Source organism: Aureicoccus marinus, assembly GCF_002954325.1.
Taxonomy (GTDB): Bacteria; Bacteroidota; Bacteroidia; order Flavobacteriales; family Flavobacteriaceae; genus Aureicoccus; species Aureicoccus marinus.
Genome location: NZ_MQVX01000001.1, coordinates 1,682,098 through 1,697,231, shown reverse-complemented (window position 1 = coordinate 1,697,231; position 15,134 = coordinate 1,682,098). Strand labels below are relative to the sequence as shown.

At 46.5% G+C, this 15,134-nt stretch carries 19 protein-coding genes and 1 pseudogene; 15 read left to right on the top strand and 5 right to left on the bottom strand.

Annotation, left to right across the window (positions count from 1 at the left end; genetic code table 11):
* Window positions 1–216: 216 nt before the first annotated feature.
* Window positions 217–354: a hypothetical protein gene (locus tag BST99_RS14475; RefSeq protein WP_219843826.1), complete on the bottom strand. Its 138-nt coding sequence runs from the start codon at window positions 352–354 to the stop codon at window positions 217–219.
* Between the two features lie 386 nt (window positions 355–740).
* Here BST99_RS14475 and BST99_RS14470 point away from each other — a divergent pair, with 386 nt between their 5' ends.
* The 15 genes and pseudogenes from BST99_RS14470 (at window position 741) to BST99_RS07880 (ending at window position 11,384) form a co-directional block, all read left to right on the top strand.
* Window positions 741–1,361, top strand: a complete 621-nt coding sequence (locus tag BST99_RS14470) for a Rieske (2Fe-2S) protein (protein ID WP_219843825.1) — start codon at window positions 741–743, stop codon at window positions 1,359–1,361.
* A pseudogene (locus tag BST99_RS14465) lies at window positions 1,253–2,364 on the top strand (FMN-binding glutamate synthase family protein). Before BST99_RS14470 ends, BST99_RS14465 begins: the two are co-directional and overlap by 109 nt.
* A gap of 3 nt (window positions 2,365–2,367) precedes the next feature.
* Window positions 2,368–3,636, top strand: coding sequence for a cation:proton antiporter (locus BST99_RS07940; protein ID WP_105001321.1), 1,269 nt, complete (start codon window positions 2,368–2,370; stop codon window positions 3,634–3,636).
* Between the two features lie 4 nt (window positions 3,637–3,640).
* Window positions 3,641–5,587, top strand: a complete 1,947-nt coding sequence (locus BST99_RS07935) for a thiamine pyrophosphate-binding protein (RefSeq protein WP_105001320.1) — start codon at window positions 3,641–3,643, stop codon at window positions 5,585–5,587.
* A 1-nt stretch (window position 5,588) separates the two neighbouring features.
* Window positions 5,589–5,807 (top strand): hypothetical protein, encoded by a 219-nt coding sequence (locus BST99_RS07930; protein ID WP_105001319.1) that lies wholly within the window; start codon window positions 5,589–5,591, stop codon window positions 5,805–5,807.
* Complete coding sequence (locus BST99_RS07925) at window positions 5,800–6,183, top strand: hypothetical protein (protein WP_105001318.1); 384 nt, start codon at window positions 5,800–5,802, stop codon at window positions 6,181–6,183. Before BST99_RS07930 ends, BST99_RS07925 begins: the two co-directional genes overlap by 8 nt.
* A 2-nt stretch (window positions 6,184–6,185) precedes the next feature.
* A complete protein-coding gene (locus tag BST99_RS07920) occupies window positions 6,186–6,845 on the top strand; it encodes a ferric reductase-like transmembrane domain-containing protein (RefSeq protein ID WP_105001317.1) in 660 nt (219 codons plus the stop codon).
* Window positions 6,805–7,218, top strand: a complete 414-nt coding sequence (locus tag BST99_RS07915; protein WP_219843823.1) for a Rieske (2Fe-2S) protein — start codon at window positions 6,805–6,807, stop codon at window positions 7,216–7,218. The genes BST99_RS07920 and BST99_RS07915 overlap by 41 nt, the downstream gene beginning before the upstream one ends.
* A 268-nt stretch (window positions 7,219–7,486) precedes the next feature.
* Entirely contained in the window at window positions 7,487–8,026 is a 540-nt protein-coding gene (locus BST99_RS07910; protein WP_219843822.1) for a hypothetical protein, read from the top strand.
* Window positions 8,027–8,042: 16 nt separating this feature from the next.
* Entirely contained in the window at window positions 8,043–8,474 is a 432-nt protein-coding gene (locus tag BST99_RS07905; protein ID WP_105001314.1) for a YHS domain-containing (seleno)protein, read from the top strand.
* 66 nt (window positions 8,475–8,540) lie between these two features.
* Entirely contained in the window at window positions 8,541–9,158 is a 618-nt protein-coding gene (locus BST99_RS07900) for a LysE family transporter (RefSeq protein WP_181044184.1), read from the top strand.
* A 9-nt stretch (window positions 9,159–9,167) separates the two neighbouring features.
* Window positions 9,168–9,653: a hypothetical protein gene (locus BST99_RS07895; RefSeq protein ID WP_105001312.1), complete on the top strand. Its 486-nt coding sequence runs from the start codon at window positions 9,168–9,170 to the stop codon at window positions 9,651–9,653.
* Complete coding sequence (locus tag BST99_RS07890; protein ID WP_105001311.1) at window positions 9,641–10,333, top strand: NRDE family protein; 693 nt, start codon at window positions 9,641–9,643, stop codon at window positions 10,331–10,333. The genes BST99_RS07895 and BST99_RS07890 overlap by 13 nt, the downstream gene beginning before the upstream one ends.
* Window positions 10,330–10,608: a hypothetical protein gene (locus BST99_RS07885; RefSeq protein WP_105001310.1), complete on the top strand. Its 279-nt coding sequence runs from the start codon at window positions 10,330–10,332 to the stop codon at window positions 10,606–10,608. The genes BST99_RS07890 and BST99_RS07885 overlap by 4 nt, the downstream gene beginning before the upstream one ends.
* Window positions 10,608–11,384, top strand: a complete 777-nt coding sequence (locus tag BST99_RS07880; RefSeq protein ID WP_105001309.1) for an ATP-grasp domain-containing protein — start codon at window positions 10,608–10,610, stop codon at window positions 11,382–11,384. The genes BST99_RS07885 and BST99_RS07880 overlap by 1 nt, the downstream gene beginning before the upstream one ends.
* Here BST99_RS07880 and BST99_RS07875 read toward each other — a convergent pair.
* The 4 genes from BST99_RS07875 to BST99_RS07860 form a co-directional block, all read right to left on the bottom strand.
* On the bottom strand, window positions 11,381–12,130 hold the full coding sequence (locus BST99_RS07875; RefSeq protein ID WP_105001308.1) for a hypothetical protein: 750 nt from the start codon (window positions 12,128–12,130) through the stop codon (window positions 11,381–11,383). The two genes, BST99_RS07880 and BST99_RS07875, sit on opposite strands and share 4 nt — an antisense overlap.
* Window positions 12,123–13,109, bottom strand: a complete 987-nt coding sequence (locus BST99_RS07870) for a YpdA family putative bacillithiol disulfide reductase (protein WP_394335610.1) — start codon at window positions 13,107–13,109, stop codon at window positions 12,123–12,125. The genes BST99_RS07875 and BST99_RS07870 overlap by 8 nt, the downstream gene beginning before the upstream one ends.
* A 5-nt stretch (window positions 13,110–13,114) precedes the next feature.
* Window positions 13,115–13,768 (bottom strand): ribulose-phosphate 3-epimerase, encoded by a 654-nt coding sequence (gene rpe, locus BST99_RS07865; RefSeq protein ID WP_105001306.1) that lies wholly within the window; start codon window positions 13,766–13,768, stop codon window positions 13,115–13,117.
* Between the two features lie 475 nt (window positions 13,769–14,243).
* Window positions 14,244–15,107, bottom strand: coding sequence for a sigma-70 family RNA polymerase sigma factor (locus BST99_RS07860; RefSeq protein ID WP_105001305.1), 864 nt, complete (start codon window positions 15,105–15,107; stop codon window positions 14,244–14,246).
* Window positions 15,108–15,134 lie beyond the last annotated feature (27 nt).

Here is a 15,134-nt window from a genome sequence, read left to right as displayed (position 1 = left end):
TAAAAAGCCCATAGGATAATCGAGTACGAGATTTTTTCATAAAAAAAACCACTATTTGGCTCCTGTACAGATATTTGTTCTCAACACAGGGGAATGGGTGGTCAACCAAGAGAAAGTTGTTGTCTTTATTTTTCTGTCAGAAAAATTCGAAGAGGCTGATTTTACTCGGTTTTCGGGCCAAAAACCAAGCGAGCTTGGATGGTGTAAAAACTAGATTTAAGCTTCTGGGCGATTGAAAGAGGAAGCGAAGAGCAATATCAGGGCTACCAAGGCACCACTAAACTCTCCGTCGTTGACGGCCAAATGCGCGCCCAAAGCCAGTGCAAAATCAAAGAAAAACCAGCATAAGCCCATCCCTGAATGGGCGCCGGTTGAAGGCCCGAAAAGTGACCACCCCTAAGAGTTTAGCCACGGCTAAAGGACAGATGATAAATGTTGGGAACCGAGGTTGACAAAGACTTGAGAGACTTCACCATCGTTGAAAATCTACATCCCGGCAGACAGGAGCATCATGATCGAGAGCAGGGCAGTTGTGATCCAAAAAATCCACTTTTTGGCTTTCATTGGTCAGGCTTTAAGCGGGTTAAGGTTGAAGTGAAGCTAGTTATTTTTTTCGTCTTAAGAGGTTTGTCTTAGAATAACCATGGTATTTTAAGGGATTCTGTAAGTAATTCTTAGTAGGAAGGACTAAACGTTTCGTTTTTACTAATTTATCGTTCAAATCAACCAATACCAAAGTGATGAGCCAACTAACCACCTGGATTAAAGTAGCTGAATTAACCTCATTAGAAGAAAAAGTACCTGCCCATGCCTTAGTCAAGAACACCGATTTGGTCATCGTCAAACACGAGTCCGGATTCTCTGTTCTCTATGGACGCTGTTTACACCGAGGGGCCTTGATGTCCGATGGACACATCGATGGCCATAATTTAATCTGTGGGGTCCACGGCTGGGATTACCGATACGATACGGGAGTTAGCGAGTATAACAATGCCGAAAAGCTTCATAAATTCACCGAAAGAGTAGCCGATGGAGCCTTGTGGGTCAGTGAGGAAGAAATTACGGCCTTTGAGAAGGACCATCCTCAACCTTTTGACCGTGAGGCTTATTTGGGAGCCTACCAAGACACCCATCCAGAAGAAACAGAGCCTTACACAGGCTACATCCGTGAACTTGCCCGCAATGGACTTTCTAATCTTGGCCACCACGGATTTTCGGCTTCCATGGGGGTCGATCGCAATACCCTTCCTCAATGGAAAGATATTCAGTTCTTACCCGCCCAGTTGGCCACTCGCCTCTATTGGATGAAGATACGGTCAATACCCAGGCGGTTATTGGTCCTGGAGCTAAAAAGCCATTAGTCTTGGAGAAACCAATTTTTGTTAGTGATATGAGCTTTGGAGCCTTGTCGAGGGAAGCCAAAATAGCCTTGTCAAAAGGGGCAGAATTGGCGGGTACTGGTATTTGCTCGGGTGAAGGAGGAATGCTGCCGGCAGAACAGGAAAATAACAGCCGTTATTTTTACGAATTGGCTTCAGCTCAGTTCGGATTTAGCTGGGATAAACTCGATAAGGTCCAGGCCTTCCATTTTAAAGGAGGTCAGGGGGCTAAAACAGGTACCGGAGGGCATTTGCCGGGGTCCAAGGTAAGTGCTGAAATTGCGGAAGTTCGCGGCCTGAAGGAAGGTGAAACAGCTATTAGTCCTGCCACTTTTCCGAATTTTAATGGAGTTGAAGACTTCAGACGTTTTGCGGATGAAGTTCGGGAAAGAACTGGTGGGATCCCCGTTGGATTCAAGTTGGCTGCAAGCCAAATCGAGGCTGATTTACAATTTGCATTGGCCGTTGGCGTCGATTATATCATTCTCGATGGTCGCGGTGGAGGAACAGGTTCTGCACCGACGGTCTTAAGAGACAATATTAACGTGCCTACCATCCGGCGCTTGCGCGGGCTCGTAAGTTTCTGGATCAGGCGGGTGCACGCGAAGTGAGTTTGGTGATCACGGGAGGACTGCGTATTGCCGAAGATTTTGCCAAAGCTCTTATGCTGGGTGCAGACGCTATTGCCGTCTCTAATTCGGCTATTCAGGCCATCGGTTGTTTGGGGATGCGTGCCTGTGGCTCCAACAACTGCCCGGTTGGGATAGCCACTCAGAAGGAATCTTTGAGAAGTCGTTTAATCATGGACCAATCGGCCAAGCAGTTGCACAATTACTTTGAGGCGACCAACGACTTGATTAAGGTGATTGCTCGCAGCTGTGGCTACAGCCATATCAACCAATTTAATCACAACGATCTCTCGACTTTTAACCGGGAGATGCATGAGCTCACCGGAATTGCTTATGCGGGAATTCGCAAAGATTAAACCATGTTTGAGGTATTTGTCGCCTTTATCGCGCTGAGTTCACTTTTCAGCTTCTTCAATGCCCGGTGGTTAAGACTTCCAGATACCATTGGTGTTATGCTCTTGGCTTTGCTGGCCTCGGCGGGAATTGGCCTTTTGGGATTGGTAGACGAAGTTCGGTTTCGCCAAATCTGCTCCTTGGTGGATCAGGTTGACTTTCGAACACTTCTGTTTGACTTTTTGCTCAGTTTCTTGCTCTTCGCGGGATCGATTCATGTGGATGTGCACCGTTTGATTCAGCAGCGAGGTCCTGTGCTGATCTATGCCAGTTTGGGAGTGTTGTTTTCTACCTTTCTGATTGGAGCTCTTTTTTATGGCCTCAGTACGCTATTGGGCTTAGAAATTGATTTGATTTATTGCTTGGTCTTTGGGGCATTGATTTCGCCCACGGACCCCATTGCTGTTCTGGCTCTTTTGCAAAAAGCGGGTGCTCCGAAGAATTTGGAAATCAAGATTGTGGGCGAATCGCTTTTTAATGATGGCGTTGGAATTGTTGTTTTTCTTTCGCTTTCGGGAATCGCCTCTATGGGTGGCGAGATCGAGTTGTCTCATATCGCTTTGGAATTCGTTCACGAAGCTTTTGGGGGGCTCTTGCTCGGTGGTCTGCTCGGATGGATTGGAATCCGATTATTTAAGCAGATTCACAGTGCTCCGGTCATTGGCGTTCACTTTTCAATTGCCCTGGTTATGGGAGGCTATTATTTGGCTTCCGAGCTTCTGGTATCAGGTGCCCTGGCCATGGTGGTCTTGGGTTTGATGTTGGGGAATCACTTACATACCGCCTGTAAGAGTCCGGAGGTCATATCCCACATGAACGTATTTTGGAAGATATTGGACGATATCCTCAACGCCTTACTTTTTGTTCTTATTGGGCTGGAAGTGATCCAACTCGAATTCCAAACCCTCAATTTGATCGCTGGTTTGGCCAGTATTGTCCTGGTCCTTTTTGGTCGGTATCTCAGTATGTGGATGTCAAATATCTTTCTGCGATCCGATCACCGATCCCAAAAAGAAGAACTGAGTATATTGACCTGGGCCGGTTTGCGTGGGGGAATTTCTATTGCTCTGGCCTTGAGTTTACCTGAAGGGCCTTTCCGTGAATCCCTCTTGTTTATTACTTATTGCGTCGTCGTTTTTTCTATACTGGTCCAAGGTCTCAGTGTAGGAGCCTTGGTCAAAAAACTCCTGCCTCCTACAAATACAGACCAAAATCAGAACACTTTAAACAGTTGAAGAGATGAGTGAAAAAATATGGTACCGAGTACTAGACAACAAAGACCGACTGCCCGAAGGAAGAGTTAAATCGGTTACCGCTGGTCACAAAGGAATATGCCTCACTCATTTTGAGGGCAAGTTTTCTGCTTTGGATAACCGCTGTCCGCACCAGGGAGGACCCCTGGGGGAGGGCTCAATCGAAAAAGGGATGCTTCGGTGCCCTTGGCATGGATGGGACTTTCATCCTTGTACTGGACTGCCTCCGGGAGGTTATGACGATGGTGTGCCTACCTACGAAGTCAAGGAAGAAGACGGGGCCATTTTTGTCGGTCTGGATCCAGAACCGGAACATCGACCAACTGTTTCGGATGTAATGGTCGAAACCATGATTAATTGGGGAGTAGACCGTGTTTTCGGGATGGTGGGGCACTCCAATTTGGGCTTTGCCGATGCAATGAAACGCAAAGAACAAGAAGGAAAACTTCGTTATTTTGGAATTCGACACGAGGGAACTGCCTCCTTTGCCGCCTCTGCTTACGGTAAACTTACCGGGAAGCCTGCGGCTTGTTTTTCTATCGCCGGACCTGGAGCCACCAATATGTACACTGGTCTCTGGGATGCCCGGGTTGATCGGGCCCCTATTTTGGCATTGACCGGACAGGTCGCAACTCAAGTTGTCGGAACCGGAAACTTTCAGGAAGTGGATTTGGTGCAAGCCTTTGCCAATGTGGCGGAGTTTAATCACCGGGTTCAAAGAGATAGTAAGCACGCTGAATTGATGAGTTTGGCCGTGAAGCACGCCTTACTCATGCGCAACGTGAGTCATTTGACCTTCCCTGATGAGGTGCAAGAAGTTGAAGTACCGGCTAGGGCAAAAGCCCAAGGTCCTGAGAAACGGATTACGGCCTTAGACATTGCACCACCGAAAGAAGCAGTTGAGGAAGCCGTTGGCTTGATCTCTCAGGCGAAGCGTCCGGTCATCATCATGGGGCACGGTGCCCGCAAACACAAAGAGGCCATCATCGCCTTCGCGCAATTTTTGAATGCTACGGTGGTGACCACCTTCAAAGGAAAAGGCTTAATATCGGATCATCACCCGCTGGGCGGCGGAGTTTTAGGTCGGTCCGGGACGCCGATTGCTTCCTGGTTTATGAACGAGAGTGATTTGTTGATTGTCTTTGGCGCCTCTTTTTCTAACCACACCGGGATAACTCCAAAAAAGCCCATCATTCAGGTGGATTTTGACCCGCTGGCGTTGAGTAAATTCCATCCAGTGGAAGTCGCCGTATACGGTGACATCGCCCGGAGTCTTGAACTCTTTAAAGAAGGAGTAGGGCCTGTGGCGAACACCATTGATCAGCGATACGAAATCGCGGAACGCTGGAGAATTTGGAGAGATGAAAAAACCACCCGCTTGACCGAGACCAGCGAAAAAGGCTTGAGTTCTATCGCCCTTTTTGAGTGCATGAATAAACTCACTCCGGAGAATGCTGTGATGTGTGTTGATGTTGGGAACAATGCCTATTCCTTCGGGCGTTATTTTGAATCCAAGGCGCATGACTTTTTGATGTCCGGCTATTTGGGCTCCATAGGATTTGCGCTGCCAGCGGCCATGGGAGCCTGGGCAGCGGTTGGGGATTCCCGTCCTGTTGTAGCGGTTGCAGGAGATGGTGGCCTGTGTCAATACCTGGCGGAGATCACCACCCTGGTGAAATACGGGATGCCGGTCAAATTGATTGTGTTGAATAACCACGAGCTCGGAAAGATCTCTAAGGAACAACGTGCGGGAGAATTTGATGTCTGGCAAACCTCCCTGACCAATCCGGATTTTGCGGCTTTTGCACGTTCAGCAGGAGCTTGGGGAAAGCAGGCCAAAACACAAGCAGAAATGGAAGCGGGTATGGAGGAACTCTTTACTCAACAAGGGCCAGGGCTTCTGGAAGTACTAACTGATGTTGAATTGATTTAAGATGATACAAACGATACTCAGCGCTTTGATTGGCGCCTTGGGCATTTACTTTGGAATTGGCCTTCTTTTTGGTCTCTTTTTCTTGTTGGGAGGTGCTTCAAAAGTAGATCCTTACATGAAGACGACACCCAAAGGGGTCAGGCTGCTTCTCTTTCCGGGAACAGTAGCTACTTGGCCTTTTTTACTCAGAAATGCCTTTAAAAAGAACACTCATGAATAGAGCGCAACGCAAGGCCCATGGACGGATATGGGGAATCTTATTTTTGGTGATTCCACTCTTCCTGTTTTGGGCACTCACCCCTGTTATCCCAGCCGATTCGCTGACTCCACCTGTTTTGTCTGAAGTGGAAGAAGGTCAGCAAAAAATACCCGTACAGGTTCACTACGACAGTCTTTTGCACATTCAGGTCCATAGTCCGCTGGCCAGTGCAGCAACGGGGGTACTGGTCCTTTCGGATCAGGAGGAAGAAGAACAACTGATCGGTCAATTGGAGGGCACCGGGAGCTATTCTTTTGATCTGGATCAAAAGCCGCAACGGGTACGCTTGGTGGATTTGATCAAAGAGAATGAACTGTACACCCTAGAATTGAAGTAGCGATGAGTTTAGATTACACCTATATTATTTGGAATAAACAGAAGAAGAGGTACGACCGGTGGATCGCCCTGAGTATGGTTTTGTATCTGCTCCTGTTTTTTGGCCTATCGTTTGGTTTAAATCCAGAAATGACTGCCGAAACGGTCATGATTCGAGCCTTTGGAACTCTGGCTCTATTGACCCTGCACGTGATTTTACTGATTGGACCTCTGAGTCGTTTGAACAGCCGCTACCTGCCTTTGCTTTATAATCGCCGCCATTTAGGGGTCAGTATGTTTCTGGCGGCTTTTTTACATGGGGGGTTGTCTCTCTTTCAGTTTCATGCCCTCAGTGAAATCAATCCTATTTGGGCGCTGTTTACTTCCAATCAGGATTACGGAAGTTTGCTGCAGTTCCCTTTCCAGGTATTGGGTTTTTACGCCTTGATTATCCTTTTTGTGATGGCTTCGACGAGTCATGATTTCTTCTTGAAGAACCTGTCTCCTCGAGTTTGGAAGGCCTTGCATATGGGAGTTTATTTGGCCTATGCTGATTGTTTTGCATGTGGTGCTGGGTGCTTTTCAGCAGGAAGGGCAATTGCTCACCACGGCAGCCCTGGTATTTGGATTCCTACTAATCGCCTTGACTCATGTCAGTGCCGCGGTGAAGGAGGGACGGATTGATCGAGCGAAGTCGCGCTGGAACGAGGAAGGATGGCAGCGTTTATGTAAACCGGAAGAAATTGAAGCTGACCGCGCAAAAATTTTTACGGTCAACGAGGAGCGTATTGCCGTTTTTCGCCATGATGGTGGTCTTTCTGCCGTGCACAACTACTGTAAGCACCAAGGGGGTCCTTTGGGGGAAGGAAAGATCATTGATGGTTGTATAACCTGTCCATGGCACGGTTATCAATACCTGCCGGGTAATGGACAATCGCCTCCTCCTTTTACAGAGAAACTGCATACCTATCAACTTAAAATGATTGACGGCAGCGTCTATATTCATCCCGAGCCACTTGCTGAGGGAACCGCTGTTGATCCCCTGCCAATTCCATAAGCTATGAAAGAGAATAAGAAAGAAGAATTCTATGTGGGGTACATCAATCAGATGGGAAGTAAAACCAAGAGAACGGTTCGCCTCTTTGTTTTTTTGCCGTACTGGCCGTGATGCTGGTTGCCGGGGTTTTTGCTCTGTATCAGCAACCCGCTTCCAACAGCCGATTCGATTTTGACAGTACCACTTCTGTCGAAGGCACCTACTATGAAAAGCCTTATCCCTTGCTTCGGTTGAGTTGGGGCCAGAACAGTATAAGGACATTGTTTTATTGGGATTCGGAAAGTCGGGGGCTCTTCCTTATTTGTCCAAAGCCAAAGAAAGGAAGCCCAATCTCAATGGACAATTCATGAGGATTGAAGGAAACCTGTTGTACTATAATGGCAAGAGCTTGTTGCAGATTACAGATGAGCAGCAAATCGACCTTCTCGATAATGAAGGAGCAGAAGAAGAGCTCTATCCATCCGAAGCCGTCAAGACAGAGTTGGAAGGAGAAATCATTGACCCCAAATGCTTTTTTGGTGTCATGAAGCCAGGCTTTGGAAAAATTCACCGGAGTTGTGCTTCTCTTTGTATTGCGGGGGGCATTCCCCCTGTTTGGCTTAATCGCACCGATTCTGGAGACGAAGAATATTTTTTGATCACTGACCTGAAAGGAAATGCCATTCATAAAGACTTACTACCCTATATAGGGCAGGCCTCCAAAGTGGAGGGTAACGTAAGCCAAAAGGGGGGATGGTCCTACCTGGCCCTGGATGTCAAAAAAATTGAAAAAGTCAATGATCGCGCAAGTATTTACGAAACAGAATAGAGCATTATATTTCTTCTTGAGTCTTCTATTTGGACTGGGAACCCATGGCCTGCAAGCACAAAAAGGTCCGGTCAATACCAAAAGAGGTTTAGCTGTACAAGGCTACGATGTTGTCTCTTATTTCAATGGGAAAGCACAGAAGGGAACATCTGATTATACCGTAAAATGGGAAGGGAATACCTACCAGTTTACAAGCGCTGAACAACGAGATGCCTTCAAGACCAATCCGGATAAATTCCTGCCTCAGTACGGTGGTTATTGTGCTTACGCTATGGCCGTGAAAGGGAACAAGGTACCCGTGAATCCGGAAACCTTTGAAATTCGAAATGGAAAGCTGTATTTGTTTTACAACAAATGGATAAACAATACCTTAGAGTCTTGGCTGGAAGAAGGACCAGAAAAGTTGGTCGGCCAAGCCGATAAGAACTGGAAATCACATTTGAAATAACCGTAAATCGAACAGCCGGCAGAAATAGGGGGAACAGCAAAATGGTGGAGTCTAAGCAGGATATTTTTGGCGGGTATTCTCACCAGCTTTATCGGAGCTATTCCATTGGGAACCTTGAATGTCACTGCCTTTCAGTTGGCTTTAAGGCGAGGAAAGTCAGAAGCCCTATGGTTTTCGGTCGCGGTGGTCCTGATTGAATTGATTGTGGTGACCCTGATGTATTGGGGGGCCAAAAAGTGGGCGTTAACCCCTCGGGCAAAAAAGTGGATTTTTCCGTTAGGAGCATTGCTCTTGCTGTATTTAAGTATGACTCATTTACTGAATACCAGTCCGCAAAGTGTTTCTAATTTCCAGTTGCCGGAATTTAAATCCGCCTTCTTACTCGGGTTATTGATGAGTAGTTTAAATCCACTTCAATTTCCGTTCTGGATGGCCTGGAATAAGGCCTATCAGGAGAAGGGCTGGTTTGGGATAGGTCAATCCGGATTTGTCTTCTATCTTACAGGTATAGGCGGAGGAACAATCGCTGCCCTTTGGATTTTTATTCTCCTCGGAGAATGGTCCCAAAAGACCCCTGGTGATTATCAAGGGACAATTGAACTAATTTTGGGCCTATTGTATTTGGCCTTTGCCTTATATTTTGTGTTTCTTGCACTTAAAAACCGATTTCAACCTAACAAATAAAGCAGACAGATGCTTCAAGCTTCCATAAATACTCTTCACTTATTTTGTGGCGTACTTGGTCAGTTGGAGACCGAGGAGTACACGAAATCGCATGAATTATTGGCTCGAGCCAGTATTGGTCAGCACACTCGCCACATCATTGAACTCTACCAGTGCCTGCTAAATGGCTATGAACAGTCAGCCCTTTGCTACGATAATCGAAAACGGGATATTCGAATTGAAACCGATGTCGATTTCGCTATTGAATCCCTCAAGGATATTCAGTCAAGACTGGAGAAACCCAATAAGGCCATGAAATTGGTCCTTCAGGATGAGTCCAGCTCTTATACCATAGAAACAAACTACAAAAGGGAGGTTTTGTATAACCTGGAACACGCAATACATCACCATGCCCTGATTAAAGTGGCCTTAATTCCTATGACGCATTTGGATGTGCCTACTGAATTTGGGGTAGCGCCTTCAACTCTTGCTTTCCGAAAATCATGTGCACAGTAAGCCTCTTTTTTAAGGGAGACAGCACCTTGGTCACTTCTACCCGGGATGAACACAGGAAGCGCCGTCGCGCAGCATCCCCTGAGTGGCACGATTATCAAGGTACAGAGCTCTATTTCCCGAAAGACCCCCAGGGAGGAGGCAGTTGGATTGCCTTTAATAGAGTAGGTCAATGGGGCGTGGTCCTGAATGGGGCTTTTGTGAATCACCGGCACACGGGACCTTACCGTAAGAGTAGAGGTCTGATCCTATTGGATATTTTAAGTTCTATGCGACCAGCTGCATTTTGGAAGGAACTCAATCTGGAAAACATTGAGCCCTTTACCTTGATTTTGGGAGATCAGGGGGCTTATGAAATGCGTTGGGATGGGCAAGAAAAGCATGCAAAGGAATTGAATAAGGAAGAGGCCCATATATGGTCATCTGCTACCCTCTACAGTCAGGAGGTTCAGGCGTGGAGAAAAGAGCGTTTTGATAGCTTTCTGCAAACGCATTCAAATCCACCTTCCGATCAGGTTTTTTCTTTTCACGCTACCCCGCAGGGCGATTCTGAGAATGGCCTGGTGATCGATCGGGCTAATGGAGTCAAGACCGTGAGTGTGACCCAAGTTCTCCTGGAATCTAATCAGGGAGAAATGCGCTATGAGGATCTGATGCAGCCAGAATCCCAATTGAGCGTATGAGTCTTTCCTGGAAAGCGCGTTGGTACCGACTAACCCACTGGGAATACTGGTCTTATGCCTGGGTGTATTACCCTCTTTTCCCGATATGGCTCTGGTATGCGCTCAAAGAGCGTTCCCTGTTTTTCTTCAGTGCTTCTAATCCGGCCATGGCTTATGGTGGACTCACCTTAGAGTCCAAAATGGAGATCTACAAGATGATCCCGGACGCTATATCCCAAAGACTGTGCTCATTTCTACTGCGGAGGATCGGGAGGAAGGCCAACTTAAGAATCTGATGAAGCAAGCAGGGCTTGAATTTCCGTGCATGGCAAAACCGGATGTGGGCTTAAAAGGATTAGGGGTGAGCCAAATTCATTCTCTAGAAGACTTAAAAGACTATTGCGCTAAGGTTCCCAAAGAAATCCTGCTGCAGGAGTTGATTCGCTATCCGAATGAAGTGGGGGTCTTTTATGTGCGCATGCCTGGAGAGGAGCGTGGATGTATCACGGGGATTGTTCAAAAGGAATTTATGAGTGTTGTTGGTGATGGCCAATCTAGTTTGAAAGAGTTGATACATCAGAGTCCACGTTGCCTATTGCAATGGCCAAAATTGCAGGAAGAACTTACGATCAACGAATTGGAGACCATTCTACCAGACAAGGAGAAGAAGGTTTTGTTGGCCGTGGGCAGTCATACTAGGGGAGCCTTATTTCTGGATTATTCGGATCGAATTACTCCCGGTTTGGAAGCCTGGTTGAATGAGATTTGTTTGCAGGTAAAGGGCTTTTACTACGGTCGCTTAGACATTATGTACGACAATTGGGCTGATTTTGAAGAAGGTCGTCAATTTCGAATTATTGAAATTAACGGTGCGGGCAGCGAACCCACGCACATCTACGATCCCAAACACTCCTTGTTCTTTGCCTGGAAAGAAATTCGCCGACACGTGAGGTTTATGCTCAAGATTGCCCGACTAAATCACCGAAAGGGAGTTCCCTATCTCGGTGCAAAGGAAGGAAGGCAAATGCTCCGGGAGCACCGAGAGCTCGAAAGTTTTTTGGAATCCCTTTAGTCTGCAGAGAAGTCCTGAATGTAGCCCTGGGTGGCACTTCGGTAGAAGTTTAGGATTTCTTCATCTGTTGGCAGACTTTCTTTATCAATCCGCAAAATAGCACCTTCAAACTCATCCTCTACCCATTGACCTGTAGCCAACTTTGACTCTTGTGGAGCGCTGAGTAATTGTCCTTGTTGGTAGGCGCTTAGGTAGTAATAATGCTGTTCGGAGAGGGTATCAGGTACCGCCAATCCCATGCCAAAATACAAGGTGCTGTGGTGTTCCGAGGGACCAAAAACTCCACTATCAAAGTGATGAGGCCAAATCCGGGGAACCTGGCAAAAACCAAGTTCGCGACTGCAATCCTCCAGCAGTCGATGTGCCTGAACCCGCATTGCTTGCATAGCGGTATCATCTGACCACAAAAAAGGAGCATTTCCTTGTTCGTATGGGAGGTCGTAATGCAAGTCGTACCCGTAGTCCCCCAGGCCGTTTTCTTGAAAAAAGTGTTTTAAGCTCTGAACAATATCCTCGTGGGTTTTGCCCGGAAGGGCTAATAGATTTTCTGCTCTGTTTTCGAGAAACAAGGAGCCCTGTGCCAAATCCAAGACAAACTTCCCTGCCGTTCCGAGGGGATGGGTAGATAGATAGCGTCCGCTCTCATCCAATCCCAGGTTGGTGTGGCTATCGTCTTCATTGGCCTCCAAAAAAGAGATGGCTGCGGTGGCTAAGTATTGTCCGGCCCAATGCCATTGCTTAAGCATATACCGGTTTTTTCTTGAGTTTATTGACGATGTCATTCACAATCATAGGGGCGTGAATACGGGAGTTTTCTATGAACCATTTATGGGTTTCCATCCCGCCGCATATGACCCCGGCCAAGTAGAGCCCTTCGATATTAGACTCCATGGTCTCCGGACGGTAATGGGGCTTCTTAAGCCCGTCATTGCTCAGTTGTACTCCCAGGGTATCCAAGAAGCGAAAATTAGGCTGGTATCCGGTGAGCGCGAGCACGAAATCATTGGCAAGACGGAATTGTGTCATGTTCTCGGTGTTGGTCAGAAGGAGTTCCTTTTCTCTTACCTCGGTAATTTCAGTAGAGTAGTAGGCTTGAATACTACCCTCTTCAATGCGGTTTAGGATATCTGGACGCACCCAGTATTTAACCCGTTTACCCACCTCAGGGCCTCGAATAATCAGACTTACTTCGGCCCCTTTTCTCCAACACTCCAAAGCGGCATCGATCGCCGAATTACTCGCGCCGACAACGGCTACCTTTTGACGGGCGTAATAGTGAGGATCCTTGTAGTAATGCGAAACTTTAGGCAGGTCTTCTCCCGGCACTCCCAAAAGGTTTGGTATATCGTAGAAGCCCGTGGCTAAAACCAGTTGTTTGCTCTTGTACTGGGCTTTGACTGTTCTAATTTCGAAATGAGTGCCCATTTTTTGAAGCTCCTCCACCGCTTCAAAGAGTTGGATGTTAAGGTTGTTCGCGCTAACAATTCTGCGGTAATATTCCAGTGCTTCATCTCTCTTTGGTTTGGCTTCTTTACTGATAAAGGGCACCCCACCGATTTCCAGCTTTTCGGAAGAAGAGAAAAACTGCATGTTTACCGGATAGTTGAAGAGGGAATTAACCAAAACCCCTTTTTCGATGATCAAGTAATTCAAACCGGCTTTTTGGGCTTCCAGACCTATGGCAATCCCGATGGGACCCCCTCCTACAATGATCAAATCGTGCATGATAATCAGATGTTTTTCAAGGCCAATACGCTGTCCGGGATGGAAGGGCTATTGAATACAGCGCTTCCCGCAACTAAGACATCGGCTCCGGCCTCAACCAGTTCTTTAGCATTGGTCGTACCAACCCCTCCATCAATTTCAATCAGAGCTGAGGAATTGGATCTTAAAATCATTTCTTTGAGCTGTCGGGTTTTATTCAGGGTGTTTTGAATGAAGGATTGTCCTCCAAATCCTGGATTAACGCCCATCAGGCAGACCAAATCAATATCGGCGATGCAATCTTGAAGAAGATGCACGGAACTGTGTGGGTTTAGCGCTACTCCGGCCTTCATCCCAAAGAGCTTGATTGCTTGGAGACTGCGGTGCAAGTGTTTGCAAGCCTCCAGATGCACGGTGAGGTTGGCCGAACCCAATTCAGCAAAAGTTTGGATGTAGCGATCTGGATCAACGATCATCAAGTGGACATCTAAGGGCTTTTGGGCGTATTTCGCTATGGCTTTGACAACAGGTACACCATAAGAAAGATTGGGAACAAAGAGTCCATCCATGATGTCAATGTGGAACCAGTCGGCTTGACTGTTATTAACGGCTTCTACGTCTCGCTGCAAATTGGCAAAATCTGCCGAAAGCAAGGAGGGAGCAATCAGTGGAGTGGGCATAGTTTTAAATTATCACTTAAAAGTAATCAATCCCTTTACAGTATGTCTAACTTCCTTGGAATCAAATTGAAAGAATGGAAATTGTGAATAAGTTAAGCGCGCCTATTTAACAGTAAATTAATAATTACGTAACTTTGCGAAAATTTTATTACACTCTGTCCACCCTGATGGAACAAAAGAAAGATACGGTTTTAACAGAATGCTCTTTCTAAGAAAATATTTAAGATAGCTGCCTGAGAAAGCAGCGTGTTGGTTTAGGTGAGGAAAAAGGGGCCCTTTGGGCTCCTTTTTTTATGCTCTTCGTTTTGTCGGATTCAATAGGAGCAAAAAAACTCCGGTAATCAGCCGGAGTTTATTCATCAATCAAAAAACGAACAGTCATGATAAACTGTTATATCGGTTCAAAATACGAATTAAATCCCTAAATCAAAATTTAAGACGAATTTAACTGCACTTTGTCGGAGAAATCTGCGACTTACCCGAGATAGGTTTTTAGAATTTTACTTCTGGAGGTATGTTTTAGGCGACGGATCGCTTTTTCCTTGATTTGACGAACGCGTTCGCGGGTCAAATCGAAGGTCTCTCCGATTTCTTCCAAGGTCATGGAATGCTGTCCGGCCAGACCAAAATACAAACGAATGACATCGGCTTCTCGCGGAGTAAGCGTTTCTAAGGCACGCTCAATTTCCGTACGCAATGATTCGTGTAAAAGGTCCTTATCGGGATTAGGAGATTCCCCACTGCGAAGTACATCGTAAAGGTTAGAATCTTCTCCGTCGATAAGAGGCGCGTCCATGGATACGTGACGACCAGAGTTCTTAAGCGATTGCTTAACGTCCTCAACGGTCATATCGAGTTCCTTGGCAATTTCTTCTGCGGAAGGAATACGCTCGTGAGCTTGTTCCAAAAAGGCAAAAGTCTTGTTGATCTTGTTGATCGAACCAATTTTGTTCAAAGGCAATCGAACAATACGCGATTGTTCTGCCAAAGCCTGAAGGATGGACTGACGAATCCACCAAACGGCATACGAGATAAATTTAAATCCACGGGTTTCATCGAAACGCTGGGCTGCTTTGATCAATCCCAAGTTTCCTTCGTTGATCAAATCGGGTAGGGTAAGACCCTGATTTTGGTATTGCTTGGCCACCGATACCACAAAACGCAAATTTGCCTTGGTCAATTTCTCCAAAGCAATTTGATCACCGGCTTTGATTCGTTGGGCCAATTCCACTTCTTCTTCGGCCGTAATCAAATCAACTTTTCCGATTTCCTGTAAGTACTTGTCAAGCGATGCGGTTTCCCTATTGGTAACCTGTTTTGTAATCTTTAACTGTCTCATCTAAATTTCCCCTCAATTTAAGTTACT

Excerpts from the sequence above, each read along its gene's own strand:
- BST99_RS07870 (WP_394335610.1), bottom strand. The coding sequence starts at position 13,109 with ATGCACGATTTGATCATTGTAGGAGGGGGTCCCATCGGGATTGCCATA.
- BST99_RS07875 (WP_105001308.1), bottom strand. The coding sequence starts at position 12,130 with ATGCTTAAGCAATGGCATTGGGCCGGACAATACTTAGCCACCGCAGCC.
- BST99_RS14475 (WP_219843826.1), bottom strand. The coding sequence starts at position 354 with ATGGGCTTATGCTGGTTTTTCTTTGATTTTGCACTGGCTTTGGGCGCG.
- BST99_RS07940 (WP_105001321.1), top strand. The coding sequence starts at position 2,368 with ATGTTTGAGGTATTTGTCGCCTTTATCGCGCTGAGTTCACTTTTCAGC.
- BST99_RS14470 (WP_219843825.1), top strand. The coding sequence starts at position 741 with ATGAGCCAACTAACCACCTGGATTAAAGTAGCTGAATTAACCTCATTA.
- BST99_RS07885 (WP_105001310.1), top strand. The coding sequence starts at position 10,330 with ATGAGTCTTTCCTGGAAAGCGCGTTGGTACCGACTAACCCACTGGGAA.
- rpe (WP_105001306.1), bottom strand. The coding sequence starts at position 13,768 with ATGCCCACTCCACTGATTGCTCCCTCCTTGCTTTCGGCAGATTTTGCC.
- BST99_RS07860 (WP_105001305.1), bottom strand. The coding sequence starts at position 15,107 with ATGAGACAGTTAAAGATTACAAAACAGGTTACCAATAGGGAAACCGCA.
- BST99_RS07930 (WP_105001319.1), top strand. The coding sequence starts at position 5,589 with ATGATACAAACGATACTCAGCGCTTTGATTGGCGCCTTGGGCATTTAC.
- BST99_RS07895 (WP_105001312.1), top strand. The coding sequence starts at position 9,168 with ATGCTTCAAGCTTCCATAAATACTCTTCACTTATTTTGTGGCGTACTT.
- BST99_RS07925 (WP_105001318.1), top strand. The coding sequence starts at position 5,800 with ATGAATAGAGCGCAACGCAAGGCCCATGGACGGATATGGGGAATCTTA.
- BST99_RS07935 (WP_105001320.1), top strand. The coding sequence starts at position 3,641 with ATGAGTGAAAAAATATGGTACCGAGTACTAGACAACAAAGACCGACTG.
- BST99_RS07920 (WP_105001317.1), top strand. The coding sequence starts at position 6,186 with ATGAGTTTAGATTACACCTATATTATTTGGAATAAACAGAAGAAGAGG.
- BST99_RS07890 (WP_105001311.1), top strand. The coding sequence starts at position 9,641 with ATGTGCACAGTAAGCCTCTTTTTTAAGGGAGACAGCACCTTGGTCACT.
- BST99_RS07880 (WP_105001309.1), top strand. The coding sequence starts at position 10,608 with ATGAAGCAAGCAGGGCTTGAATTTCCGTGCATGGCAAAACCGGATGTG.